Origin of the sequence: Kineococcus sp. R86509 (assembly GCF_042466365.1) — a bacterium.
In the GTDB taxonomy this organism is placed as follows: Bacteria; Actinomycetota; Actinomycetes; order Actinomycetales; family Kineococcaceae; genus Kineococcus.
In genome coordinates this window covers 4,059,204-4,082,871 of sequence record NZ_JAXHCE010000001.1, presented here as the reverse complement: position 1 = coordinate 4,082,871, position 23,668 = coordinate 4,059,204, and the positions used below count along the sequence as shown (strand labels likewise).

At 72.6% G+C, this 23,668-nt stretch carries 23 protein-coding genes and 1 tRNA gene; 8 read left to right on the top strand and 16 right to left on the bottom strand.

Annotation, left to right across the window (positions count from 1 at the left end; genetic code table 11):
* Positions 1-21: 21 nt before the first annotated feature.
* The gene (locus SJY07_RS19960) at positions 22-1,179 is read right to left on the bottom strand and encodes a dihydrodipicolinate synthase family protein (protein WP_380162423.1); all 1,158 of its coding nucleotides are present in this window, start codon (positions 1,177-1,179) and stop codon (positions 22-24) included.
* Positions 1,180-1,223: 44 nt separating this feature from the next.
* A complete protein-coding gene (locus SJY07_RS19955; protein ID WP_380161319.1) occupies positions 1,224-2,372 on the bottom strand; it encodes a Gfo/Idh/MocA family protein in 1,149 nt (382 codons plus the stop codon).
* 77 nt (positions 2,373-2,449) lie between these two features.
* On the opposite strand from SJY07_RS19955, the gene SJY07_RS19950 reads away from it, so the two are divergent.
* From SJY07_RS19950 to SJY07_RS19930, 5 genes are all read left to right on the top strand, one after another.
* Complete coding sequence (locus tag SJY07_RS19950; protein WP_380161318.1) at positions 2,450-3,211, top strand: sugar phosphate isomerase/epimerase family protein; 762 nt, start codon at positions 2,450-2,452, stop codon at positions 3,209-3,211.
* A 144-nt stretch (positions 3,212-3,355) separates the two neighbouring features.
* Complete coding sequence (locus tag SJY07_RS19945; protein WP_328292474.1) at positions 3,356-4,372, top strand: hypothetical protein; 1,017 nt, start codon at positions 3,356-3,358, stop codon at positions 4,370-4,372.
* Entirely contained in the window at positions 4,372-5,127 is a 756-nt protein-coding gene (locus tag SJY07_RS19940) for an ABC transporter ATP-binding protein (protein ID WP_380161317.1), read from the top strand. Before SJY07_RS19945 ends, SJY07_RS19940 begins: the two co-directional genes overlap by 1 nt.
* A complete protein-coding gene (locus tag SJY07_RS19935) occupies positions 5,127-5,933 on the top strand; it encodes an ABC transporter permease (protein ID WP_380161316.1) in 807 nt (268 codons plus the stop codon). Before SJY07_RS19940 ends, SJY07_RS19935 begins: the two co-directional genes overlap by 1 nt.
* Positions 5,903-6,355: an ABC transporter permease gene (locus SJY07_RS19930; RefSeq protein WP_380161315.1), complete on the top strand. Its 453-nt coding sequence runs from the start codon at positions 5,903-5,905 to the stop codon at positions 6,353-6,355. The genes SJY07_RS19935 and SJY07_RS19930 overlap by 31 nt, the downstream gene beginning before the upstream one ends.
* Positions 6,356-6,428: 73 nt before the next feature.
* On the opposite strand, the gene SJY07_RS19925 is transcribed toward SJY07_RS19930, so the two are convergent.
* The 7 genes from SJY07_RS19925 to SJY07_RS19895 all read right to left on the bottom strand — a co-directional run bounded on the left by SJY07_RS19925 (position 6,429) and on the right by SJY07_RS19895 (position 11,950).
* Positions 6,429-7,793 (bottom strand): cystathionine beta-synthase, encoded by a 1,365-nt coding sequence (locus tag SJY07_RS19925; protein WP_328292477.1) that lies wholly within the window; start codon positions 7,791-7,793, stop codon positions 6,429-6,431.
* Positions 7,794-7,952: 159 nt separating this feature from the next.
* Positions 7,953-8,306, bottom strand: a complete 354-nt coding sequence (locus tag SJY07_RS19920; RefSeq protein WP_380161314.1) for a hypothetical protein — start codon at positions 8,304-8,306, stop codon at positions 7,953-7,955.
* A gap of 2 nt (positions 8,307-8,308) precedes the next feature.
* Positions 8,309-9,127 (bottom strand): Bax inhibitor-1/YccA family protein, encoded by an 819-nt coding sequence (locus tag SJY07_RS19915; protein WP_380161313.1) that lies wholly within the window; start codon positions 9,125-9,127, stop codon positions 8,309-8,311.
* A 91-nt stretch (positions 9,128-9,218) separates the two neighbouring features.
* Positions 9,219-9,302, bottom strand: a tRNA-Leu gene (locus SJY07_RS19910).
* 42 nt (positions 9,303-9,344) lie between these two features.
* Positions 9,345-10,670, bottom strand: a complete 1,326-nt coding sequence (locus SJY07_RS19905; RefSeq protein ID WP_380161312.1) for an NAD(P)/FAD-dependent oxidoreductase — start codon at positions 10,668-10,670, stop codon at positions 9,345-9,347.
* A gap of 1 nt (position 10,671) precedes the next feature.
* On the bottom strand, positions 10,672-11,547 hold the full coding sequence (locus SJY07_RS19900; protein WP_328292482.1) for a uracil-DNA glycosylase: 876 nt from the start codon (positions 11,545-11,547) through the stop codon (positions 10,672-10,674).
* The gene (locus tag SJY07_RS19895; protein ID WP_380161311.1) at positions 11,507-11,950 is read right to left on the bottom strand and encodes an SRPBCC family protein; all 444 of its coding nucleotides are present in this window, start codon (positions 11,948-11,950) and stop codon (positions 11,507-11,509) included. The genes SJY07_RS19900 and SJY07_RS19895 overlap by 41 nt, the downstream gene beginning before the upstream one ends.
* Positions 11,951-11,988: 38 nt before the next feature.
* Here SJY07_RS19895 and SJY07_RS19890 point away from each other — a divergent pair, with 38 nt between their 5' ends.
* Complete coding sequence (locus tag SJY07_RS19890; RefSeq protein WP_328292484.1) at positions 11,989-12,357, top strand: MmcQ/YjbR family DNA-binding protein; 369 nt, start codon at positions 11,989-11,991, stop codon at positions 12,355-12,357.
* A gap of 6 nt (positions 12,358-12,363) precedes the next feature.
* Here the strand turns inward: SJY07_RS19890 and SJY07_RS19885 are convergent, their stop codons facing one another.
* From SJY07_RS19885 to SJY07_RS19860, 6 genes are all read right to left on the bottom strand, one after another.
* On the bottom strand, positions 12,364-13,302 hold the full coding sequence (locus tag SJY07_RS19885; protein ID WP_380161310.1) for an exopolyphosphatase: 939 nt from the start codon (positions 13,300-13,302) through the stop codon (positions 12,364-12,366).
* Entirely contained in the window at positions 13,299-13,817 is a 519-nt protein-coding gene (locus SJY07_RS19880; protein WP_328292486.1) for a DUF501 domain-containing protein, read from the bottom strand. Before SJY07_RS19880 ends, SJY07_RS19885 begins: the two co-directional genes overlap by 4 nt.
* A gap of 18 nt (positions 13,818-13,835) precedes the next feature.
* On the bottom strand, positions 13,836-14,462 hold the full coding sequence (locus SJY07_RS19875) for a septum formation initiator family protein (protein ID WP_328292487.1): 627 nt from the start codon (positions 14,460-14,462) through the stop codon (positions 13,836-13,838).
* 35 nt (positions 14,463-14,497) lie between these two features.
* The gene (gene eno / locus SJY07_RS19870) at positions 14,498-15,793 is read right to left on the bottom strand and encodes a phosphopyruvate hydratase (protein WP_328292488.1); all 1,296 of its coding nucleotides are present in this window, start codon (positions 15,791-15,793) and stop codon (positions 14,498-14,500) included.
* A gap of 79 nt (positions 15,794-15,872) precedes the next feature.
* On the bottom strand, positions 15,873-16,820 hold the full coding sequence (locus SJY07_RS19865; protein ID WP_380161309.1) for an ROK family protein: 948 nt from the start codon (positions 16,818-16,820) through the stop codon (positions 15,873-15,875).
* A 10-nt stretch (positions 16,821-16,830) separates the two neighbouring features.
* Positions 16,831-17,481 (bottom strand): MazG family protein, encoded by a 651-nt coding sequence (locus SJY07_RS19860; RefSeq protein WP_380161308.1) that lies wholly within the window; start codon positions 17,479-17,481, stop codon positions 16,831-16,833.
* Positions 17,482-17,562: 81 nt separating this feature from the next.
* Between SJY07_RS19860 and SJY07_RS19855 the strand changes: the two genes are divergently transcribed.
* Complete coding sequence (locus SJY07_RS19855; RefSeq protein ID WP_328292491.1) at positions 17,563-18,105, top strand: Uma2 family endonuclease; 543 nt, start codon at positions 17,563-17,565, stop codon at positions 18,103-18,105.
* Between the two features lie 5 nt (positions 18,106-18,110).
* Here the strand turns inward: SJY07_RS19855 and mfd are convergent, their stop codons facing one another.
* Complete coding sequence (mfd, locus tag SJY07_RS19850; protein ID WP_380161307.1) at positions 18,111-21,695, bottom strand: transcription-repair coupling factor; 3,585 nt, start codon at positions 21,693-21,695, stop codon at positions 18,111-18,113.
* Positions 21,696-21,844: 149 nt separating this feature from the next.
* On the opposite strand from mfd, the gene SJY07_RS19845 reads away from it, so the two are divergent.
* The gene (locus SJY07_RS19845; RefSeq protein WP_380161306.1) at positions 21,845-23,653 is read left to right on the top strand and encodes a DUF4012 domain-containing protein; all 1,809 of its coding nucleotides are present in this window, start codon (positions 21,845-21,847) and stop codon (positions 23,651-23,653) included.
* Positions 23,654-23,668: the final 15 nt, after the last annotated feature.

Genomic DNA, 23,668 nt, shown 5'->3' with positions numbered 1-23,668 from the left:
GGCCCCGCGCGGGGGTGGGGGTCAGACGGGGAAGCCGTGGACGGCGAGGTAGTCGCGCAGTCGACGCGCGGCGAGGTCGGGGTCGCCGAGGACGCCGGCCTCGTCGGCGAGGCGGAACGTCTCGGCCTGGTGCACGGCGCTGCGGGCGGAGTGCAGACCCCCGACCATCGCGTAGCCGGGCTGGCGACCGTCCAGCCAGTTCAGGAAGGCGATCCCGGCCTTGTAGTAGGGCGTGGGCGCCCCGAACACGTGCCGCGCCAACGGGACCGTCGGGTCGAGGGCCGCCCGGAACCCGGTGACGTCACCGGCGTCGAGGCGGACCAGCGCCGCGGCGGCGACGTTCGCGATGCCCGCGAAGATGCCGAGCAGGGCGTCGGAGTGGAACCGCCCGTCGCCCTGGATGAGGTCGGGGTAGTTGAAGTCGTCGCCGGTGTAGAGCCGGACCCCCTCGGGCAGCCGGGCGCGCAACGCCTTCTCGTGGTCCGCGTCGAGCAGCGACACCTTGACCCCGTCGACGTGGGCGGCGTTGGCCCGCACCAGCTCGACGAAGGTGTCGGTCGCCGCGGCGACGTCGCGCGAACCCCAGTACCCGGCGAGCGCGGGGTCGAACACCTCCCCCAGCCAGTGCAGCACGGCGGGCCGGCGGACCTGGGACAGCAGGCCGGAGTACAGCGTGAGGTACTCCTCCGGGCCCTGGGCGCTCGCGGCGAGGTGCCGGCTCGCCATGAGGATGGGCTGGGCGCCGGTGTCCTCGACGATCGCGAGCTGTTCCTCGTAGGCGGCGCGGACGACGTCGAGGCCGTGCGGGCCGGGGGCGAGCTGGTCGGTACCCACCCCCGCGGCGATGGAGCCGCCGACGGCCGCGGCCTCGGCGGCGCTGCGGCGCACGAGTTCCGTCGTCGCGGCGAAGTCGAGGCCCATCCCGCGTTGCGCGGTGTCCATCGCCTCGGCCACCCCGAGACCGAGGGAGAACAGCCGGCGCCGGAACGCCAGCGTCGCGTCCCAGTCGAGGTCGGCGACCGCGCCGGGGACGTTCTCGGCCCCGGCGCGGGGGACGACGTGGGCCGCGGCCAAGACCGTCCGGGACCGGGCCGGCCCGGACGGGACCTCCCACGCGACGGGTTCGTGCACGGCGTGCTCGACGAGTTCCACGGAACCGTCGCTACCCCGACGGGGCAGTCGCAGCACCTGCCCCGTCCGGGCACGGTCCTGCGTCAGCGTGGTCACAGCGACAGCTCCGTGATCTCCACGCGCCGTCCCTGCGCCGAGGACTCCAGTCCGGCCTGCGCGAGGCGCACACCCCGTGCGCCGGAGAGGAAGTCGTAGGGGTGGGGGGTGTCGGCGACGACGTGGCGGACGAACTGCTCCCACTGGACCTTGAACCCGTTGTCCACGGGTTCGTTGTCGGGCACGACGGCCCAGTCGTCGCGGTAGCGGTGCTGCTCGGGCAGGTCGGGGTTCCAGACGGCCTTCGGGGTCACCGAACGCGGCTGGACCCGGCAGGAGAACAACCCGGCCACGGCGCTGCCGAGGGTCCCGTCGACCTGGAACTCGACGAGTTCGTCGCGGTCCACGCGGACCGCCCACGAGGAGTTGAGCTGGGCGATGATCCCGCCCTCGAGCTCGAAGATGGCGTACGCGGCGTCGTCGGCCGTGGCCTTGTACGCCTCGCCCTTCTCGTCGTAGCGGACCGGCACGTGGGTGACGGCCTTCGCCGTCACGGCCTCGACGGGGGCGATGGTCTGCTCCAGCACGTAGTTCCAGTGGCAGAACATGTCGGCCACGATCCCGCCGCCGTCCTCCGCGCGGTAGTTCCAGCTGGGGCGCTGCGCGGGCTGCCAGTCACCCTCGAACACCCAGTACCCGAACTCCCCGCGGACGGAGAGGATCTCGCCGAAGAACCCGGAGTCGACGAGGCGCTTCAGCTTCCGCAGCCCGGGGAGGAAGATCTTGTCGTGGACGACGCCGTTCTTGACCCCCGCGCGGGCGGCGGCGCGGGCGAGTTCGAGGGCTCCCTCGACGCTCTCCGCGGTGGGCTTCTCGGTGTAGACGTGGCGGCCCGCGGCGATCGCCTGCAGGATCGAGCGTTCGCGCGCGGAGGTCACCTGCGCGTCGAAGTAGAGCGGGTAGTCGTCGTCGGCGAGCGCCGCGTCGAGGTCGGTCGTCCAGTGCTGCAGGTCGTGGCGTTCGGCGATCTCGCGGAGCTTGTCCTCGGAACGCCCCACCAGGAGGGGTTCCAGCTGGACCCGGGAACCGTCGGGGAGTTCGACCCCACCCTGTTCGCGGATGGCCAGGACGGACCGCAGCAGGTGCTGGCGGTACCCCATCCGGCCCGTGACGCCGTTCATGACCACACCGAGGCGGTGCACCATCGCTGCCTCCAAGAGAGTTCGGGAATGCGCTTTCCAGAGGCTAGGCCAGGGCGGTCGCCCCGTGCAAGGATCCGGACGTGCTGGTTCCCGGGTTGTGCTCGATCACGTACCGACAGCTCGACGTCGACGGCGTCCTGGAGCTCGCCGCGGCGGCCGGGCTGTCCTGCGTGGAGTGGGGCGGTGACGTCCACGTGCCCGTCGGCGACGTCGCCACCGCGGCCGACGTGGCGCGGCGCACGGCCGACGCCGGCCTGACCGTCGCCTCCTACGGCTCCTACCACCGGGCGGGCGTCCACGACGACGCCGACGCCGTCATCGCGACGGCGACCGCCCTCGGCGCGCCCCGGATCCGGGTCTGGGCCGGCGACCAGGGGTCGGCCGAGGCCAGCCCGGTGGACCGGCTGCGGGTCGTCGCCTCGCTGGCCGAGACCGTCCGGCGCGCCCACGACGCGGGCGTCGAGGTCGGCACGGAGTCCCACGGCGGCACCCTCACCGACACCACCGACTCGACCCGACGCCTGCTCGCCGAGGTCGACGAACTCGTCGGCGCCCGCACCCTCACGACGTACTGGCAGCCGAGCGTCGACGCGGGCGAGGACGCGGCCATCGCCGAGCTCGCGGCGCTGGTGGACCGGGTCAGCACCGTGCACGCGTTCTCCTGGTGGCCGGGCACGACCCGGCTCCCCCTGCGGTCCCGGCACTCGCTGTGGCACCGGGCGTTCGAGCTGGTGCGGGCGGCGGGCGGCGACCACGACGTGCTCCTGGAGTTCGTCCCGGGCGACGACCCCGACCTGCTCGCGGGCGAGGCGGCGACGTTGCGGGGGTGGTTGAACCCGTGACCGTCGACGCGGTTCGTGGAGGTTTCTCGCACGTCCCACGAAGATCACACAGACGCTGCTAGGTTCCGGCCCAGCCGTTCGGGGGACCGGCAGCCTGCAGCGTGCACCAGCGACCCACCCCCGAGAAGACCCGGAGGTGCCGTCGTGGGCGTTGTCCGCACTGTCGTGTTCCCCGCCCTCAGACTGGTCGTCTGGGCCGTGATCGCGATCGCCCTGCTCTACATCGCCTTCGTCCGCCCGTCCGGCAACGACGCCGACGCGGCCGCCAGCCCCTCCGCCGTCGTCGACCCGCCCGCCGCGGCCGTCACCCGGGGGGACGTGACCAACACCGTGTCCCTGCAGGGCAGCATCCAGGCCGACCCCGCGACCACCGTGAAGAACACCACGACCGGGGTCGTCGGCAAGGTCCGCGCCGACGTCGGCGACACCGTCGACAAGGGCACCCCGCTGTTCACGGTCGTGGTCACGACCGACCCGCCGGTCTCCACCGACCCGCTGGCCCCGCCCGCCCAGCCGACCAAGAAGACGGTCACGGTGACCTCCACCGTCGCCGGGAAGCTCGCCACCCTCGACGTGCTCGCCGACCAGGCGGTCACCGTCGGGGACGCCGTCGCGACCGTCAGCCCGGGAACCCTCTCGATCTCCGCCCCCATGACGCAGGCCCAGCAGTTCCGCCTGCTCGCCCCGCCGACGACCGCGCAGGTCACCGTGCCCGGTGGCCCCGGCACGTTCGAGTGCACCGGCCTGCGCACCGGGACCCCCACCACCACCCCCACGCCCTCGGACCCGGGCACCGGCGGCTACGTCGACCCCTACGCCGACCCGTCCGCGTCGATGACCGGCGCCACCGTCTCCTGCGCCGTGCCGCAGGGGGTCCAGGTCTTCGCCGGGCTGAGCGCGACCGTCGACGTCACGGCCGGCAACGCGACCGGCGTCCTGCTGGCCCCCGTCACCGCGGTCCAGGGCAGCGTCGGGAAGGGCAAGGTCTGGGTCGTCGCCGACGACGGTTCCCAGGTCGAGACCGAGGTCAGCCTCGGCCTGACCGACGGCCAGAACGTCGAGATCACCCAGGGGCTCACCGAGAACCAGCAGATCCTGCAGTTCGTCCCGAACACCGACACCCCGAGCGACGGTTCCGGCACGTACGGGATGGGCTACTGATGGAGACCGGCCCCTCCGCCGCGGGATCGGACGACGTGGTGAGCCTCACCGACGTCAGTCGCACCGTCCGCCTGCCCGACGGGAAGGACCTGCACATCCTCACCGGGGTGAACCTGCACATCGCGCGCGGCGAGCACATCGCCGTCGTGGGGCGCTCCGGGTCGGGGAAGTCCACGCTGCTCAACATCGTCGGCCTGCTCGACGCGCCCACCGGCGGTCAGTACCTGCTCGACGGGAAACCCGTCTCGGGGTTGTCCGGCCGACGCACCGCGAAGCTGCGGGGAGCGACGTTCGGGTTCGTCTTCCAGCAGTTCAACCTGCTGCCCGGCCGCACCGCGACCGAGAACGTCGCCAACCCGCTGATGTACGGCACCGGCCGGGACTTCCTGCGGCGCAAGAAGACCGCGCGCGCCATGCTGGAACGCGTCGGCCTCGGCCACCGCCTCGACACCATGCCGGAGAAGCTGTCCGGCGGTGAGCAGCAGCGGGTCGCGCTGGCCCGCAGCCTGGTCCGCCGTCCCCGCGTGCTGCTGGCCGACGAACCCACCGGCGCGCTCGACGTCGACACGGGCTCGGCGGTGATGGACGTGCTCGAGGAACTCGTGCGCGACGACGGCACGACGCTGGTCACCATCACCCACGACCTGTCCGTCGCCTCGCGCGCCGACCGGCAGTTCCGTCTCGACCACGGCGTCCTCACCGAGATCACGACGGACACCCTGGCGAGTGCGACGGCCCACCGGGAGACGATGTGATGGGCTTCTTCGCGGCGATCTCCGAGGCCTGGAGCGAGATCCGCGTCAACCGGACCCGCGTCGTGCTGTCCCTGGTCGGGGTATTCCTCGCGGTGTTCGCGATGACCACGATCACAGCCGTCGGCAACATGGCCCGCCAGATGGTGGGTGAGACCACCGAACGCTCCAGCGGTCGCCCGGCCACCCTGCGGGTCGACGCCTACAGCAACGGCACGAACTCCGCCGACGGTGTGCAGACGGTGGAGACCGCCCTGCGCGAGACGGCCGTGCGGCACGAGGTCGGCTGGTGGGGCCTGGCGTCCTACCAGTACGGCGGCGGCGGGCAGCTCACCGTCCGCTTCCCCGCCGGGACGCAGCTCGTCACGGCCACGACGGTCGACCCGAGCTACGGCACGATGCACCGGGTCATCACCTCCGAGGGCCGCTGGTTCTCCGCGGGCGACGACGACGCGTTCTCGCCCCGCCTCGTCGTGAACCAGGCCTTCGCCGACCAGCTCGGAGGTTTCGACCCCGCGAACCCGTTGACCGTCGTCCTCGGCGGCGACACCCCCGTCACCGCCACCGTCGTCGGGATCTCGTCCTCCGCGAGCTACGACGCGACGACGCCGGGCGCCTACGTCCTCAACGCCGACGCGCAGCGCTGGAACCTGCTGGGCGACCCGGCGAACTCCTCCCCCCGGGTCTGGAGCTGTGGGTCCCGAACGCCGACGCGGACGCCCTCGTCGCCGCCCTGCAGACCGAGGTCCAGGCCAGCCTGCCGGGGTACTCCGTCTCGGTGCAGCGCCAGGACGCCGGCGACGAGCTGAACATCCTCGACACGATCCTCGCCTACGGGGTCCGCGGCGTCGGGATCTTCGCGCTGCTGCTCGGCGGGATCGGGGTGCTGAACGTCGGCCTCGTGACCGTGCGGCAGCGCATCCGCGAGATCGGGGTGCGGCGCAGCTTCGGGGCGACGGGGAGCCGGGTGTTCTTCGCCGTGCTCTTCGAGTCCGTCGCGGCCACGTTCGTGGCGGGATTCCTCGCGGTGATGCTCTCGATCATCCTGATCTCGAACTTCCCGCTGCAGTCCGTGCTGCCGGCGGGGGTGACCCTGGAGGACGTTCCGCCGTTCCCGCTGGAGGCGGCCGTGGAGGGCTTGGTCGCCGCGACCGCCGTCGGCGCCCTCGCCGGCCTCGTCCCCGCCACGATGGCCGTGCGCGCCAAGGTCATCGACGCGATCCGCTACTGACCCTCGACCCACTCCTGGGGGACTTCCCACCCTTCCGCGAACCGGGAAGGGTGGGAAGTTCCCCAGGAGTCGTTCAGTGCGAGATGGCGAGGTAGGCCAGGAGGTCGTGGCGCGTGATGACGCCCACGGGCTTCCCGTCCTCCACCACGACGGCCGCGTCCGCGCTCGAGAACACCGCGCGGGCGTCCTCGACCGACTGCCCCGCACCGACCAGCGGCAGGGCCGGGCCCATGTGCGCGCTGACGGCGTCGGACATCTTCGCCTTGCCGGTGAACAGCGCGTCGAGCAGCTCCCGCTCGTTCACCGCGCCGGCGATCTCCCCCGCCATGACCGGCGGTTCCGCCCCGACGACGGGCAGCTGCGAGACGCCGTACTCGCGCATGATCTCGATGACGTCGTGGACGGTCTCCGTCGGGTGCGTGTGCACCAGCGCGGGCAGCCCGGCCGACTTGGCGCGCAGCACCCCGCCGACGGTCCCGCTGGAGCCGGAGTCGAGGAACCCGTAGGACGACATCCAGTCGTCGTTGAAGATCTTCCCCAGGTAGCCGCGGCCGCTGTCGGGCAGCAGCACCACGACGACGTCGTCGGGGCCGAGGTCCTTCGCCGCGCGCAGCGCCGCAACGACGGCCATCCCGCAGGAGCCCCCGACGAGGAGCCCCTCCTCGCGGGCCAGGCGACGGGTCATCGCGAAGGAGTCCCCGTCGGAGACGGCGATGATCTGGTCGGGGATCGAGGGGTCGTAGGCCGTGGGCCAGAAGTCCTCGCCCACGCCTTCGACGAGGTAGGGGCGGCCGGTGCCACCGGAGTAGACCGAGCCCTCCGGGTCGGCGCCGATGACCTTCACGTCGCCCTGTTCCTTGAGGTAGCGCCCGGTGCCGGTGATGGTCCCCCCGGTGCCGACCCCGGCGACGAAGTGCGTGATCCTGCCGTCGGTGTCGGCCCAGACCTCGGGACCGGTCGTCTCGTAGTGGCTGCGCGGGCCCTGGACGTTGCTGTACTGGTCCGGCTTCCAGGCGCCCTCGATCTCACGGACCAGGCGGTCGGAGACGGAGTAGTAGGACTGCGGGTCCTCCGGCGGGACGGCCGTCGGGCAGACGACGACCTCGGCCCCGTAGGCCTTGAGGACGTTGCGCTTGTCGACGCTGACCTTGTCCGGGCAGACGAAGACGCACTGGTAGCCGCGCTGCTGCGCGACGAGCGCCAGCCCGACCCCCGTGTTGCCGCTCGTGGGTTCGACGATCGTCCCGCCCGGCTTCAGCAGCCCCTCGGCCTCGGCGGCGTCGATCATGCGGGTCGCGATGCGGTCCTTCACGGAGCCACCGGGGTTGAGGTACTCGACCTTCGCGAGCACCGTGCAGGCCAGGCCCTCGGTGACGCGGTTGAGCTTGACCAGCGGGGTACCGCCCACGAGGTCGACGACGGTCTCGGCATAGCGCATGGCCCCATCATCCCGCACGGAACCCGGCCCCCGGGCGCCGCGTCCTCCGCGGGGGCCAGCCTGACGTCCAGCTGCCAGTTGGACGTCGACTGGAGCGTTTCGCGTCTCCGAGGAACCCGGAGAGCCGCGGAACGCTCCAGTCGATGCAGCGGCCGCGGTCTACAGCGCCCGGCGCACCGCCGCGACCACGTCGTGGGCGGCGGCGAGCGCCGCGGCGTCGCCGAAGTGCACGACGTCGTGGCCGACGACGGCGAGCTGGTCGCCGATCCCGTGGGTGGCCAGCCTCGGCAACGGACGGCGGGGTTCACCCTCGGCGTCGGCGGCGAGGTCGGCGAGCGCCTGGGCGGCGGACCGGACGGCGTCCGCAGGGCTGGGCCCGTCCGGGGTCCTGGGCCGGTCGAGCCGCGCGAGGGGGAGGCCCCGGACGCGGTCGGCCTGCAGGTCCAGGAAACGCGAGAGCTCGGTGCGCTGGACCCGCAGGTCCCGCGCACCGAGCTCGTCGTGGTCGGGCACGGTCAGTTGTCGCCGCGCAGGATGGAGATCAGTCGGAGGATCTCCAGGTACAGCCAGACCAGCGTCACCATCAGGCCGAAGCCCGCGCGCCAGGACTCCTTCACCGGCAGGCCGTTCTTGATGCCCTGCTCGATGTAGTCGAAGTCGAGGACGAGGAACAGCGAGGCCAGGACGACGCCGAAGGCGCTGACGAGGATCCCCAGGCCGCCGATGGAGTAGACGTTGGTGCCGCCGAGCAGCGAGAACGCGAGGTTCGCGAGCGCGAAGACGAGGTAGCCGATCCCCGCGATCATCAGGATCTTGGTGAAGCGCGGGCTGTTGCGGACGATGCCCGTCTTGTAGGCGATGAGCATCCCGGCGAAGGCCCCGAGGGTGCCGATGACGGCCTGCCCGACGATGCCGTCGTAGAACGACGCGTACGCGTGCGAGATCGCCCCGACGAAGAGACCCTCGAAGGCCGCGTAGGCGAACATCACGCCCGGGCGGACCTTCTTGGACATCTGCGCCCACAGGCCCAGGACCATCGCGACGAGGGCCGCGCCGATCGCCGGGAGCAGCTTCAGGTCACCGAACCACGCGAGCGCCGCGCCGACGAGCAGCACCGCGAACAGCGAGGCCGTGCGGACGACGACGTCGTCCAGGGTCATCCGGCGCGACTGCGCCGGCGTGGCGGACGGCTTCTGGTACCAGTCCTCCAGCGTGCGGGCGGAAGCGTCGGCCGGCGGTGCCTGACGCTGCGCGCTGCTGGGCGCGTCGAACGTGGCGTAGCCGTTGTTCTTCCATTCCTTGCTGCGTGCGAAGACCGGGTTCTTGCTCTCCATGGCTCCCCTCCGGAGCAGACCTTCAGTGATGGTGGCAACGGCCGAGCAGCTGCCGTGGTTCCCTGCACCGATCACGGATCAGTCACGAAAGTACCCGGGACGGGGATCGAACCCGCACGCCGCGAACGGCCCGGGGGTTTAAGCCCCGTGCGCCTACCAGTTACGCCACCCGGGCCTGGACAGGCCACGGTGTCGCAGCCTGCGCGGGGTCATCCTCTCAGGAACGCGCCGCCCGCTCGAACTCGGCGAAGGGGTCGGACAACGCCGCCATCGCCACGGCCTCGCGGTGGAAGAGCGCCGCCTGCACCCAGCCGAGCAGCACACCGGCCTTGCGCGAGCGGGTCGGCATCTTGGACAGGTGGTAGACGCGGTGCGCCAGCCACGCGGGGTAGCCCCGCACGCGCACCCCGTAGATCTGCGCGACGCCCTTGTGCAGGCCGAGGGAGGCCACGGACCCGGCGTAGGTGTGCCGGTAGTCGGTGGTGGGCCTGCCCCGCAGGTCGGCGAGGAGGTTGTCGGCGAGGCGGCGGGCCTGTCGGACGGCGTGCTGGGCGTTGGGGGCGCAGAACCCACCCGGCCGGGTCAGGTCAGGGACGGCGCAACTGTCCCCCGCACCCCAGGCCCCCTCCACGCCCCGCACCCGCAGGTCGGCGTCCACGACGAGACGCCGCCGCTCGTCGAGGGGGAGGTCGGTCGCCTCCAGCAGCGGGTGCGCCTTCCCCCCCGCGGTCCAGACGATCGTGGCGGCGTCGAGCTCGCGGCCGTCGGAGAGGACGACCCGGCCGTCGACGCAGCTCGTCATCGTGGTGCCCAGCGCGACGTCGATGCCCCGCGAGCGCAGCACGTCGACGGCGTAGCGGCCGAGGCGCGACCCGACCTCGGGCAGGATCCGGTCGGTGGCCTCGACGAGGACGAACCGCAGGTCGGCGGGGCGGATCGTGCGGTGCAGGCGGGTCGCGTAGCGGGCCATGTCCTCGAGCTCGGCGATGGCCTCGATCCCCGCGTAGCCACCCCCGACGAACACGAACGTCAACGCGCGACGTCGCCCGTCCGCCTCGGTGCTCGCCTCCGCGAGGTCGAGCTGCGCGAGCACCCGGTTGCGCAGGTGGACGGCCTCCTCGACGGTCTTGAACCCGATCGCCTGCTCGGCGAGGCCCGGGATCGGCAGGGTGCGCGAGACCGATCCCGGGGCCATGACCAGCACGTCGTAGTCGAGGTCGCGTTCGGCGCCGTCGGCGCAGCGGATGCGGGCGGTGCGGTCGCCGTGGGCGATCTTCACGACGTCGGCGGCGACCACCTCGGCCCCGCCCCCGACGTGCGACAGCGTGCGGCGCAACGAGACCACGACGTTGCGGGCGTCGATGGAGCCGGCCGCGGCCTCCGGCAGGAACGGGTGGTAGGTCATGTAGCCGCGCGGGTCGACGAGGGTGATCTCCGCCTCGCCCGGGCGCAGCCGGTGCAGCAGCCGCAGCGTCGCGTTGAGCCCGACGTAGCCACCCCCCACGACGAGGACGCGGGTCGGGGACTTCGGCACGGAGTGCACCCTAACCTCCCAGCTGCGCCGCGCGTCCGACGACGTCGTCGAGCATCGCGACGGTGAGGCGCCCCGTCGAGGTGTTCTGCTGGCTCACGTGGTAGCTGGCGAGGAGGTGCACCGGACCGTGCGGGCCCTGCAGGACGGCCTCGGCGCCGTGCCCGAACCTCGGCTGCGGCCGGGGCACCACCCACCCGTTGCGGCGGGCCGACCCGAGCGCGGACGCCCACGCGAACGCGCCCAGCACGAGCAGCACCCGCACGCTCGGGGTCACGAGGTCCAGCTCCGCGTCCAGCCAGCCCGCGCAGGTGTTGCGTTCCGTCGTGGTGGGCTTGTTGTCCGGTGGGGCGCACCGCACGGGCGCGACGATCCGGGTGCGCTGCAGTGCGAGTCCGTCCGCGGCGTCCACGGACGTGGGCTGGTTCGCGAGACCCGCGCGGTGCAGCGCGGCGATGATCCAGTCCCCCGAACGGTCACCGGTGAACATCCGGCCGGTGCGGTTCCCGCCGTGCGCCGCCGGGGCCAGGCCGACGACGAGCACCCGGGGGTCGTCCACGCCGAGGCTGGGGACGGGTCGACCCCAGTACGGCTGGTCGCGGTAGGCGCGGCGCTTCTCCCGGGCGACGTCCTCGCGCCAGGTCACCAGCCGCGGGCAGGCCCGGCAGACGCAGGCCCGCCCCACGAGGTCGGCGACGGTGAGGTCGGTGACGGCGAGGTCGGTGACGGCGAGCGCCCGCACCTGCGCCGCGTCGTGCGCGACCGGGGTGTCGGGGGCCGAGGGGTCCCCCGGCCAGCCGCTCCCCGGCGGGACGGGCGAGGGGAAGGGGCGACCCGTCGCGGGGTGCTCAGCGGGCGACGGCGTCGGCGAGGTTGTCGAGGAGTTCACCGTAGATCCGGTCCAGTCCGCGCGGTGCGAAGGTGCGCTCGAAGAATCCACCGATGCCGCTCGCCCCGCTCCACTCACTGGTCACGACGACCTCGGAGGCGTCGGGACCGTCGGTCTCCACGCGCCACGTCGTGACCATCGAGGAGTTCTCGTCGCTCTCGACGAGGGCGTGGCGGTCGGTGGAGGAGACGACGGCCAGGACGTCGCGGACGCGCTTCTTGGTCGCGTGCAGCTTCCAGCGGACCTGGGTGCCCGGTCCCTCCCCGCCCTCGACGACCTCGTAGTCGGTGAACTGCTCGGGCAGCAACCGGGGACGCGTACCGCGGTAGTCGGCCAGCGCGGCGAGGACGCGCTCGGCGGGCGCGTCGATCCGTCGGGTGGTCGTTGCGCTCACGGTGCTCATGCTTCCCACCCTGCCAGATCTGCGATTGGCTGTTGCGCGTGGTGACGAGCGACACCCTGCGCGGCTGGGCTTTGGAGCTGCCCGAGGCCGTCGAGGAGGAGACGTGGGGCGCGGCGACGTTCCGGGTGCGGACGAAGATCTTCGTCATCCTCCGCGCCGAGGACGGCGTCGCCTCCGTCAAGGCCTCGAAACCCGACCAGGCCGAGCTCATCGCCGGTGACGCGGAGACCTACCGGGTCGCCTCGCACGTCGGCCGCTTCGGCTGGGTGGAGGTGACGCTGGCGAGCGCGGACCCGACCGAACTGCACTCCGTCGTGCTGGAGGCCTGGCGCCGCACCGCGCCGCGGCGCCTGCAGAGCGCGCTCCCCGACGAGCTGAGGGAGTTGCTGCCGACCCCTCCCGGCTGAGTACGGCTAGGGGCCTGCGAGGGCGACGGCGATCCCGTCGAGGATGTCGTGCTCGGAGGTGACGACCTCGGTGATCCCGGCCTCGGCCTCGACGCGGTCGAGGACCGTGCGCCAGACCAGCGCGCCGGCGCCGATGACGTCGACGCGACCGGGGTGGACGAAGGGCATCGCGGCGCGTTCGGCGCGGGTCGCGTGCAGCAGCCGGTCGCAGGCCGCGCGGACCTGGTCGAGCGGGAGCCGGACCCCGTGCAGGACACCGGGCACGTACTCGGAGAGCTCGATCGCGGCGGCGGTGATCGTGGTGATCGAGCCGGCCACGCCGACGAGGGTGCGGGCCCGGGCCAGCGGGACGTCGCAGGCGGCGAGGGCCGCGTCGACGTCCGCGCGGGCCGCGGCGATCTGCCCGGGCGAGGCCGGGTCGTCGTGCAGGTGCCGCTCGGTCATCCGGACCGAGCCGATGTCGAGCGAACGGGCCGCCTCGACGTCACGGGCCCCGAGGACGAGTTCCGTCGACCCCCCGCCGAGGTCGACGACGAGGAAGGGAGCGCCGGCGTCGCCGAGTTCACGGGTGGCCCCGGCGAAGCTCAGCGCGGCCTCCTCGTCCCCGGTGACGACGTCGGGCTCGACACCCAGGCGGGCGTGGATCCCGGCGAAGAACTCGTCGCGGTTGGAGACGTCCCTCGACGCGGACGTCGCGACGAAGCGGATCGCCTCCGGCCGGTGCCGCGCGATCAGCGCCGCGGCGCGGTCGACGGCGGAGAACGTGCGCTGCAACGCTTCCGGGGCGAACGCGCCGGTCCGGTCGACGCCCTGGCCGAGGCGGACGACCTCCATCGTGCGCTCGAGCTCCACGCTGGACCCCTGCTCGGCGATGTCCGCGATGTCCGCGATGAGCAGGCGCAACGAGTTCGTCCCGCAGTCGATCGCGGCGACGCGGCGGCTCACGCGATCGGCCCGTGCGGGCAGACGGCGGGCCAGCCACCGTCGGCGGCGAGGCGTTGCAGGGTCTGGTCCCCGAACGGGTTCACCCCCGGGCCGGCAGCCAGGGCGTGCCCGACGAGGGCGTGCAGGCACTTCACCCGCGAGGGCATCCCCCCGGCGGAGATGCCCTCGATCTCCGGGACGTCGGCGTCGCCGAGAGCGGCACGGCGGCGCAGGTAGTCCTCGTGGGCGGCGGCGTAGGCGGTGGCGAGGTCGGGGTCGGCGGCGAGCTGCTCGCTCATCTCGCGCATGACGCCCTCCGCCTCCAGGGTGCTGATGGCACCCGCGGCGGTCGGGTCGACGAGGTAGTACGTCGTGGGGAACGGGGTGCCGTCGGGCAGTCGCGGAGCGGTCTCGACGACGTCGGGGCGACCGCACCGGCAGCGGTGGGCGATGGCGACCACTCCCCGCGGGACCCGGCCCAGGCGTTCGGCGATGCTGTCCAGGTCGGCCTGGGTGGCGGGGGTGGAACCGGTCACGACGATCTCACTTCGGGCTCACTTCGAGGTGGTGGAGCTGGAACTGCCGGAGAGTCCCGGCGTCTTGACCGGGGCGGCGTTGTCGGGGTTGCCCGCCAGGCGCAACGACTCCCAGATGTTCTCGTACCAGGCGGCGGAGGGTTTCGGCACCGTCGTCGCGGCCTGCTGCGGTGGTACCTCGTCGGCGTCGGTCGAGCCGTCGACGGCGTAGGGGACCTCGCCGGGCATCACGAACCGCAGCCGCTCGCGCGCCTGGGTGATGACGTAGGCGTCGTCCTTCCAGCGCTGCTCCTGGGCCTGCGCGGCGCTGAGGTCGGTCTGCTGCTGGGAGATCTGCGCGTTCAGCCGGCCGATCTCGGACCGCTGCTCGAGCCACTTCTGCAGGCTGGGCACGAGGAAGATCGCGAGCAGCAGCGCGACGACGGAGAGCACGAGGACGCGTGGACCGCGGGTGCGCCGCCGCTCGGCCGCCGACATCGTGGCCCCGCTGCGACCGCGGGCGGCGGCGGCGGGACGGGTGGCCGGTGCGGCGCCGGCCGCGCGGCGGGTGCTGCCCGGACCCCGACCGGGGCGGGAGGCAGCACTGCGCCCCGCGGTCCCGCCGGAGCGGGGGCCGCGAGGCGCAGTCGGTCGTCGCGAACCCATGGGTCCAGCTTCTCCCGTGTCCTGCCGGTATCCGGTCAGGCGCGCCCGGTGAAGGCGGCCGAGCGCGGGAAGGCCTTGGCGCCGGCGTAGACCGCGGCGTCGTCGAGCTCCTCCTCGATGCGCAGGAGCTGGTTGTACTTGGCGACGCGCTCGGAACGGGCCGGGGCGCCGGTCTTGATCTGACCCGAGCCCACGGCGACGGCCAGGTCGGCGATCGTGGTGTCCTCGGTCTCGCCCGAACGGTGGCTCATCATGGTGCTGAAACCGTTGCGGTGGGCCAGGTCCACGGCGTCGAGGGTCTCGGTGAGCGAACCGATCTGGTTCACCTTGACCAGCATCGAGTTCCCCGCGCCGAGGTCGATGCCCTTCTGCAGACGCTCCGGGTTGGTGACGAACAGGTCGTCGCCCACGAGCTGGATCTTGCCGCCGAGGGCGTTGTTGATGTGCACCCAGCCGTCCCAGTCGTCCTCGGACAGCGGGTCCTCGATGGAGACCAGCGGGTACTCGGACACGAGGCCCTCGTAGTAGCCGGTCATCCACTCCGCGGAACGCTTCGAGCCCTCGAAGTCGTAGCCGTCCGTGCCGTAGAACTCGGTCGCGGCGACGTCGAGCGCGAGCGCGATGTCGGAACCGGCGGTGTAGCCGGCCTTGCCGATGGCCTCGACGATCAGGTCGAGGGCGTCCTTGTTGCTGGGCAGGTCGGGGGCGAAGCCGCCCTCGTCACCCAGGCCGGTCGAAAGACCGCGCTCCTTGAGGACGGCCTTGAGCGCGTGGTAGGTCTCCGCACCCCAGCGCAGCGCCTCGCGGAAGGACGACGCACCGATCGGGGCGATCATGAACTCCTGGATGGCGACGCCGGTGTCGGCGTGCGCACCCCCGTTGACGATGTTCATCATCGGCACGGGCAGGACGTGCGCGTTCGGGCCACCGAGGTAGCGGAACAGCGGCAGGTCCGCGGCCGAGGCGGCGGCCTTCGCGACGGCGAGGGAGACACCGAGGATGGCGTTCGCGCCGAGGCGGCTCTTGGTGGGGGTGCCGTCCAGGTCGAGCATGACCCGGTCGATGATCCGCTGCTCGTGGGCGTCGTGACCGACGAGCGCCGGCCCGATCTCCTCGATGACGGCTTCGACGGCCTGCTCGACGCCCTTGCCCAGGTAGCGACCCTTGTCGCCGTCCCGACGTTCGTTGGCTTCGTAGGCGCCGGTGGAGGCGCCCGACGGCACCGCCGCCCGGGCGAACGTGCCGTCGTCGAGGAGGACCTCGACCTCGACGGTGGGGTTTCCGCGCGAATCCAGGATCTCGCGGGCTCCGACGGCCTCGATGGTGGCCACACGCACTCCTCGTAATGCTCGACATGCTCGACGACGTGTTCAGGGCTTTGCGGTCCGAGCCTAGTGGCTCGGACGGTGATCACCGCGAGAGCGTCTGCCACCCCAGCCGGCCCGCCCCGACGAGACCGGACATCCGCGGCAACGCGGACGTGCTGATCCGCACGTCGGCGAGGTGCGGGTAGACGGCGAGCTCGGCGTAGGCGCGGCGCAGCGGCTCCATCAGGACGTCACCGGCCGAGGCCACTCCCCCGCCGACGACGACGTCCTCGAGGTCGAAGAGCGCCGCGGTGGACAGGAACGCCGACGCCAGGGCGCGGGTCCCGCGGGCGATGACGTCGACGGCGATCGCGTCACCGGCCCGGGCGTCGGTGGTGAGGACCTTCGCGTCGACCTGCTCGCCCGCGCGCCAGCCCCGCGCCAGGGCGGCGCGGACCATCGCGGGTCCGCTGGCGTAGGACTCCACGACCCCGTGGGCGCCCGAGCCGGGCAGCAGTTCCCCGTCCAGGACGACCCCGACGTGGCTGATGAACCCGGCGTTGCCGGTCTTGCCGGACAGGATGCGCCCGTCCAGGACGATCCCGCCGCCGATGCCGGTGGACACGACGACACCCATCATCGAGTGCGACCCCTCGGCGGCCCCGATCCACTGCTCGGCCGCGGCGAAGCACTGACCGTCCTGGGCGAGCGCGGCGGAGACGGTGCGGTCCAGCGCCTTCGACGCGGTCCGGGCGACGTGCTCGACGAGCGGGAAACCCCGCAACGAGACGATGTTCACGGGGTGCACGGTGCCGCTCACGGTGTCGACGGGACCGGCGGACCCGACGCCGACGACGTCGGCCACCTCGAGGCCCTGCTCCCGGGCCGAGCGCAGGACGTCGGTGACCAGGCCCTCCAGCGCCGACGCGACGGCGCTCGCGCTCGTCTGGTCGGTGGGCACCTCACGATCCAGCCGCACGGTCCCGTCGTCCCCGACGAGGCCTGCGGCGATCTTCGTCCCGCCGATGTCGATGGCCAGCACGTTCGTCACGTCGGGGACCCTACCGAGAGGTCGCCGCGCGCTCGGCCGCCCGTGCGGCCGTCTCCAGTCGCCGGGTGGTCGTGCGCAGCGCCGCCTCCGGGTCCACCCCGGACGCGTGGGCGCGGCGGACCAGGTCCAGCAGTTCCCGGCCGAAGGACTCCTCGTCCCCACCCTCGTCGGGGACCGCGTCGTCCAGCCCGTTGCGCTGGAGCCGCCCCAGGACCTTGTCGGCGCGGGCCAGCGCCGGCAGCGACGACGGGATGCCGTCCAGGACGCTCTCGCGGGCCTTCTCGGTCGCCTTGATCGCGTCCCACCCCGCCTGCAGGTCCTCGGCGACGGCCTCGCCGGCGAAGACGTGCGGGTGGCGGCGTTCGAGCTTGCTGACGATGGCCGCCGCGACGTCGTCGATGTCGAACGGCTCATCGGTGGACTCCTGCGCGACGCGGGCGTGGAAGACGACCTGCAGCAGCAGGTCCCCCAGTTCGTCGCGCAGTTCCTCCCGCGTCCCGTTCTCGACGGCGTCGACGACCTCGTAGCTCTCCTCCACCAGGTACTTCAGCAGGCTGACGTGGGTCTGCTGCGCGTCCCACGGGCAGCCGCCGGGCGAGCGGAGGCGGTCCATGACGGCGACGAGGTCGAGGAGTCGGGATCCGGCCGGGGTCTCGCTCATGGGCTGCACGATACGAGTGCACCGAGGTAGGTGGCCGACCTACACTCGCGTCGACGGCCTGAGGAGGCGAGCGTGATGACCGTGGCCACACCACTCCCTGCTGGCGAGCCCATGTCGTGGGAGCAGTTCGACGCCCTGCCGGAGGATCCCTGCCGTGAGTACATCGACGGAGTCGCCATCGTGACGCCCAGCCCTGACCTGGACCACCAGGACATCTCCCTCGCCTTGGTGGTGATGCTGCGAGCGGTGCTGCCGCCAACCCACCGCGCCATCTTCGCCTGGGCATGGAAGCCGGCGAGGGATGAATTCATCCCCGACGTCATGGTCTGGGCTCGTGAGGACGAGACGGGCACGAAGCGCTTCACCAATATTCCGGCACTCGTCGTCGAGGTGCTCTCGACCAACCGCAGCGACGACCTGCTGCTGAAGATGGCCAAGTACGCCGCGGCCGGGCTGCCGAACTACTGGATCGTCGACCCCCGGGAGCGCACGCTCAGCGTCCACGTCCTCGACGACAGCGGGGTCTTCCGGGCCGATCGCGTCCTGCGGGACGGCGATGCCGCCGTCCCGCTGTCCTTCGGACCCGCCTCGCTGACGATCGACGTGACCGCCCTCCTGCCCTAGGCCGGTCAGCGTGCGTTGGCCGCCGCCACCGCCGCCGACTGGTCCAGCAGCACGGAGTTCACGAACTCCGTCGCCCAGGTCAGCATCTCCGCGTCGCGCAGCGGCTTGCCCCCGATCCGGGCGGTCATCGGGGCCGGCACCAGCGCCACCGACAACGCGGGCTTGAGCAGCGTCCCCGGGTAGAGCCGCTTCAGGCGCAGTTCGCGCGACTCCGGCAGGTCGATCGGCGCGAACCGGACCTGCTTGCCCTGCAGGGACACCTCGCGCAGCCCGGCCTTGCGGGCGGCGATGCGGAACTTCGCCACCTCGAACAGGTTGAGCACCGGCTGCGGCGGGTTGCCGTAGCGGTCGACGAGTTCCGCGTGCAGTTCGACGAGGTCGGTGTCGGAGTTCGCCGCGGCCATCCGCCGGTAGGCGTCGAGGCGCAACCGCTCGGAGGGCACGTAGTCGTGCGGCACGTGCGCGTCCACGGGCAGCTCGATCTTGACCTCGGTGGGTTCCGGCTCCTCGTCGCTCCCGGCCCCGGACACCTGGTTCCGCGCGTCGGCGACGGCGTCGGCCACCATCCGCATGTAGAGGTCGAAACCGACCCCCGCGATGTGCCCGGACTGCTCACCGCCGAGCATGTTCCCGGCCCCGCGGATCTCGAGGTCCTTCATCGCCACCGCCATCCCCGACCCGAGGTCGGTGTGCTGGGCGATCGTCGCGAGCCGGTCGTGCGCGGTCTCGGTGAGGGGCTTCTCCGGCGGGAACAGGAAGTAGGCGTAGGCCCGTTCCCGGCCGCGCCCGACCCGGCCGCGCAGCTGGTGCAGCTGCGAGAGACCCATGGCGTCCGCGCGTTCCACGATGAGCGTGTTCGCGTTGGAGATGTCGAGACCGGTCTCGACGATCGTCGTGCAGACCAGGACGTCGAAGCGCTTCTCCCAGAAGTCGACGACGACCTGTTCGAGGCGGTGCTCGCCCATCTGCCCGTGCGCGGTCGCGATCCGCGCCTCGGGGACGAGTTCCTTCAGCCGGGCCGCGGTGCGCTCGATGGACTGCACCCGGTTGTGGACGTAGAACACCTGGCCCTCGCGCAGGAGTTCCCGCTTGATGGCCGCGGTGATCTGCTTCTCCTCCTGGCCCCCGACGTAGGTCAGGACCGGGTGGCGTTCCTCCGGCGGGGTCGCCAGCGTCGACATCTCGCGGATGCCCGTCACGGCCATCTCGAGCGTGCGCGGGATCGGCGTCGCGCTCATCGCCAGCACGTCGACGTTGGTGCGCAACGTCTTCAGCGCCTCCTTGTGCTCGACGCCGAAGCGCTGTTCCTCGTCGACCACCACGAGGCCGAGGTCCTTGAACTGGATCTCGCCGCTGAGCAGGCGGTGGGTACCGATGACGATGTCGACGGAACCGTCGGCCAGGCCGGCGATCGTCTCCTTCGCCTCCTTGCCCGGGGTGAAGCGCGACAACGGCTTCGCGACGACGGGGAACTGGGCGAAGCGCTCGGCGAAGGTCTTGAAGTGCTGCTGCACCAGCAGCGTCGTCGGCACCAGGACGGCGACCTGCTTGCCGTCCTGCACGGCCTTGAACGCGGCGCGCAGCGCGATCTCCGTCTTGCCGTACCCGACGTCACCGCAGATGAGGCGGTCCATCGGCACCGGTTTCATCATGTCGGCCTTGACCTCGTCGATGCTGGCCAGCTGGTCCGGCGTCTCGACGTAGGGGAAGGCGTCCTCGAGCTCGCGCTGCCACGGGGTGTCGGGGCCGAACTGGTAGCCCTTGGTCGCCATCCGGGCCGAGTACAGCTTGATGAGGTCGCCGGCGATCTGCTTGACCGCCCGGCGTGCGTTGTTCTTCGTCTTCGACCAGTCCGAACCGCCCATCTTGGACAGCGTCGGCGCCTCACCACCGGTGTACTTGGTGACCTGGTCGAGGGTGTCGGAGGGGACGAACAGGCGGTCCCCGGGCTGGCCGCGCTTGCTCGGCGCGTACTCGAGGACGAGGTACTCCCGCGTCGCGCCCTGGATCGTCCGCTGCACCATCTCGATGAACCGGCCGACGCCGTGCTGTTCGTGCACGACGAAGTCGCCGGGACGCAGGGCGAGCGGGTCGACGGCGTTGCGGCGACGACGCGGGGCCATCCGCCGCATGTCCTTGGTGGACTGCCCGCCCACGCCGGTGATGTCGGCTTCGGTGACCAGTGCGGTCTTCAACGTTTCCGCGACGAACCCGTGCTCGACGGTGGCGGTCGTGACCGTCACGATCGACGGCGCGGGTTCCTCGAGGAGGTCGTCGACGAGGCGGGCCGGGACGTCCTCGCCGGAGAGCATCTCGACGAGACGCTTCGCGGGGCCGTGTCCCTCCGTCGTCACGACGATGCGCCAGCCCGCGGAGGCGAGGTCACGCAGTTCCCCGAGCGCCTTCTCCGTCTCGCCGCGGTAGCCGGTGACGTCGCGGGCGGCGACGCGCAGGATCCGGACGTCCTCGAGGTCGCGCAGGTCCCCGTCGGAGTCCAGCGAGGTGATCGACCACCAGGGACGGCCGGTGAGCTCGGCGTGGCCGCGGACCTCGGCCAGCGTCGCGAAGGACGAGGAGCCCAGGTCGACCGGGGTCGCCCCACCGGCGGCGGCGTTCATCCAGGCGGCGTCGAGGAACTCCGCCCCGGTCGCCACCAGGTCGTGGGCGCGGGAGCGGACCTTCTCGGGGTCGGCCAGCACGACGTGGGTACCCGCGGGCAGCACGTCGAGCAGCGGTTCCATCCCGTCGACCAGGGCCGGGGCCAGCGACTCCATGCCCTCGACCGCGATCCCCTCGGCGATCTTGGCGAGGACGTCGGCCGCGCCGGGCAGGGTCTCCATCAGGGCCCGGGCGCGTTCGCGGACCAGGGGCGTCAAGAGGAGCTCCCGGCACGGTGGGGCCCACACCCCGTCGGGTTCGACCTCGAGGGTGCGCTGGTCGGCCACGGAGAAGGACCGGACCTCCTCGACCTCGTCGCCGAAGAACTCCACGCGCAGCGGGTGCGGCCGCGTCGGGGGAAAGACGTCGAGGATGCCACCGCGCACGGCGAACTCGCCGCGCCGCTCCACCATGTCCACGCGCGCGTAGGCGGCGGCCGCGAGCGCCGCGACGGAGGCGTCCAGCCCGGCGTCGTCACCGGCCCGCAGCCGGACGGGTTCGAGGTCGGCGAGGCCCTTGACCAGCGGCTGCAGCACGGCGCGCACGGGGGCGACGACGACACGGACCTCCCCCGTCGTCGGGTCGTCCGGAGAGGGGTGGGCGAGGCGGCGGAGCACGGCGAGGCGCTGGGCGACCGTGTCGCTGCGCGGGGAGAGCCGTTCGTGCGGCAGCGTCTCCCAGGCCGGGAACTCCGCGACCTGGTCGGCCGGCAGGTAGCACCGCAGCCAGGTGACCATGTCCTCGCACTCGCGGCCCGTCGCGGTGACGACGAGGAGCGGGCGTTCGGCGGCGAAGGCCGCGATCAGCGCGGGGCGGACCCCGAGGGGGGCGACGACGTCGAGCGCGGAACTCCCGCCCTCGTGCGCGGTCTCGACGGCGGCGCGGACAGCGGATTCGGTGCGCAGGACGTCGAGCAGGCCGTTGAGGCTCACGAACACTCCGTGTCTTCAGGTGCGGGGGTTGTACAGAGGGGGGAGATCGGGGTGGGAGGGGTGCGGCCAGCCTACGTCCGCCCCCCGACACGAGCCCTCCGTGAGCGTCGCCGGACCGGCCGCGCAGCCGCACTCGCTACTGTCGCGGCGTGTCCGGCTACTCCGAGCAGTCCCCCGACGAGCCGTCGCCGACCCGCCGCGTACTGCCCCGGGAGGGCCGCGGCCGGCGGCGGCGCCCGCTGCGGATCGTGCTCGGCGTCCTGGTCCTGCTCCTCCTGGCCTGGGCCGTCGCGGTCGCCGTCGCCGGTGTGCAGGCCGGCCGGTCGCTGCAGAAGGTCGCCGACGCCGCCCCCGTCCTGGAGCGACAGGTGCGCGACAAGGACTTCGCCGGCGCGCAGGAGCGCGCGGAGGGGGTCAAGGACGACGCGGCCGCCGCGGACCGGGCCACCGGACAGCTTCCCTACCGCCTCGCCGAGCACCTCCCCTGGCTCGGTGCCCAGCTGGCGGCCGTCCGCGGCGGCGCGCACGCCGCGGCCCTGCTCACCGAGCCGCTGCCGGACGCTCTCGGGAGCGCCGAGGCCGTCGTGGGCGACGGTCTCGTCTCGGCGGACCAGACGGTGAACGTCGCCGCGATCGCGGAGCTGACGCCGATCGTCACCGACTACCAGGCTCGGGTCGCCGCCGCGCGGACGGCGCTGGCCGAAGGCGACAGCGCCGCGGTGCTGGGCGTCATCGCGGACCGCCTCGAACCGGTCTCCCGGCAGCTCGACGACGTCGCCGGCCCCTTGGACACCGCGGCGGAGGTGCTGCCGCAGCTGCCCTCCCTGCTGGGGGCGGACGGCGCGCGGACCTTCCTCGTGGCCTTCACCAACCCCGCGGAGATCCGGCCGGTGCAGGGCATCGTGGGCGCCTACGCCTACCTCACCGTGGACCACGGCAAGATCTCGCTCACCCGGACCGGTACCGACGCCGAGCTCTATGACGCCCGCGCGGACGTCTCCGCGGTCGGTACGGAGTTCGCGGCCCTCTACGGGCAGGACGCGGCGATCATCCAGAACGTCACCGCGGGGGGCAGCGCCGACGAGGCGGGTGTCCTCACCTCGTCGCTGTTCACCGACGGGGGGCTCCCCACCCCCGACGTCGTCGTCTTCGTGGACCCGGTCGGGCTCGGCCAGCTGCTGGGCCCCGACCACGCCGCGCTGGGTCTCGGCCCGTTCGGGGACGTCGCCACCGCGGACATCGCCAAGACCCTGATGTACGACGCCTACGTCACGTACGGCGCCGACAACGACGCGCGCAAGGCGTTCCTGGCGGCGACCTCGGCCGCCGCGTTCGAGGCCGTGCTCTCCGACGGACTGTCGACGACGGCGCTGGACGGGGCCCGCACCGCGATCGACTCCGGACACCTCGCGGTGTGGTCCTCCCGGGCGCAGGAGCAGGACGCGCTCGTCGCGGCGGGGGTCGCCGGGGTGCTGGGCGACCCGGCGAGCGCCGGACCGGTGGCCCGGATCGGGCTGACGAACACCGAACCGTCCAAGCTGGACTTCTGGTTGCAGCCGGCGGTCGAGGTCTCCGCGCCGTGCGCGAAGGTCGGCTCGGCGACCTCCTCGGTGCAGCTGACCCTGACGAACACGGTGCCCGAGACGATCCCGGCCTACGTCGCCAATGCGACGGCCCGCTCGGCGATCGGCAAGCGCACCGCGCAGGACACGGTGTCGTTCTGGGTCGCGCCGTGGGTCGGTCTGGACCGGGTGACGGTGGACGGCCAGGTGGTCGGGACCGCGGTGGACGGCGAGGAGGGCTGGCGGCTGGTGCGCCTGACCGTCGACGTCCCCCCGGGTGCGCCGGTGGTCGTGAGGTGGGAGCTGAGCGGTGCGGCCGACGCCCTCCCGCGGACGGTCACGGGACCCAGCACCGCAACCGCGCCGACCCTCACTACCGGTAGCTGTACTCCGTGAGGGTTCACCCGAACG

Excerpts from the sequence above, each read along its gene's own strand:
- SJY07_RS19955 (WP_380161319.1), bottom strand. The coding sequence starts at position 2,372 with ATGGTGCACCGCCTCGGTGTGGTCATGAACGGCGTCACGGGCCGGATG.
- SJY07_RS19940 (WP_380161317.1), top strand. The coding sequence starts at position 4,372 with ATGGAGACCGGCCCCTCCGCCGCGGGATCGGACGACGTGGTGAGCCTC.
- SJY07_RS19935 (WP_380161316.1), top strand. The coding sequence starts at position 5,127 with ATGGGCTTCTTCGCGGCGATCTCCGAGGCCTGGAGCGAGATCCGCGTC.
- SJY07_RS19925 (WP_328292477.1), bottom strand. The coding sequence starts at position 7,793 with ATGCGCTATGCCGAGACCGTCGTCGACCTCGTGGGCGGTACCCCGCTG.
- SJY07_RS19915 (WP_380161313.1), bottom strand. The coding sequence starts at position 9,127 with ATGGAGAGCAAGAACCCGGTCTTCGCACGCAGCAAGGAATGGAAGAAC.
- SJY07_RS19895 (WP_380161311.1), bottom strand. The coding sequence starts at position 11,950 with ATGAGCACCGTGAGCGCAACGACCACCCGACGGATCGACGCGCCCGCC.
- SJY07_RS19875 (WP_328292487.1), bottom strand. The coding sequence starts at position 14,462 with ATGGGTTCGCGACGACCGACTGCGCCTCGCGGCCCCCGCTCCGGCGGG.
- SJY07_RS19860 (WP_380161308.1), bottom strand. The coding sequence starts at position 17,481 with ATGAGCGAGACCCCGGCCGGATCCCGACTCCTCGACCTCGTCGCCGTC.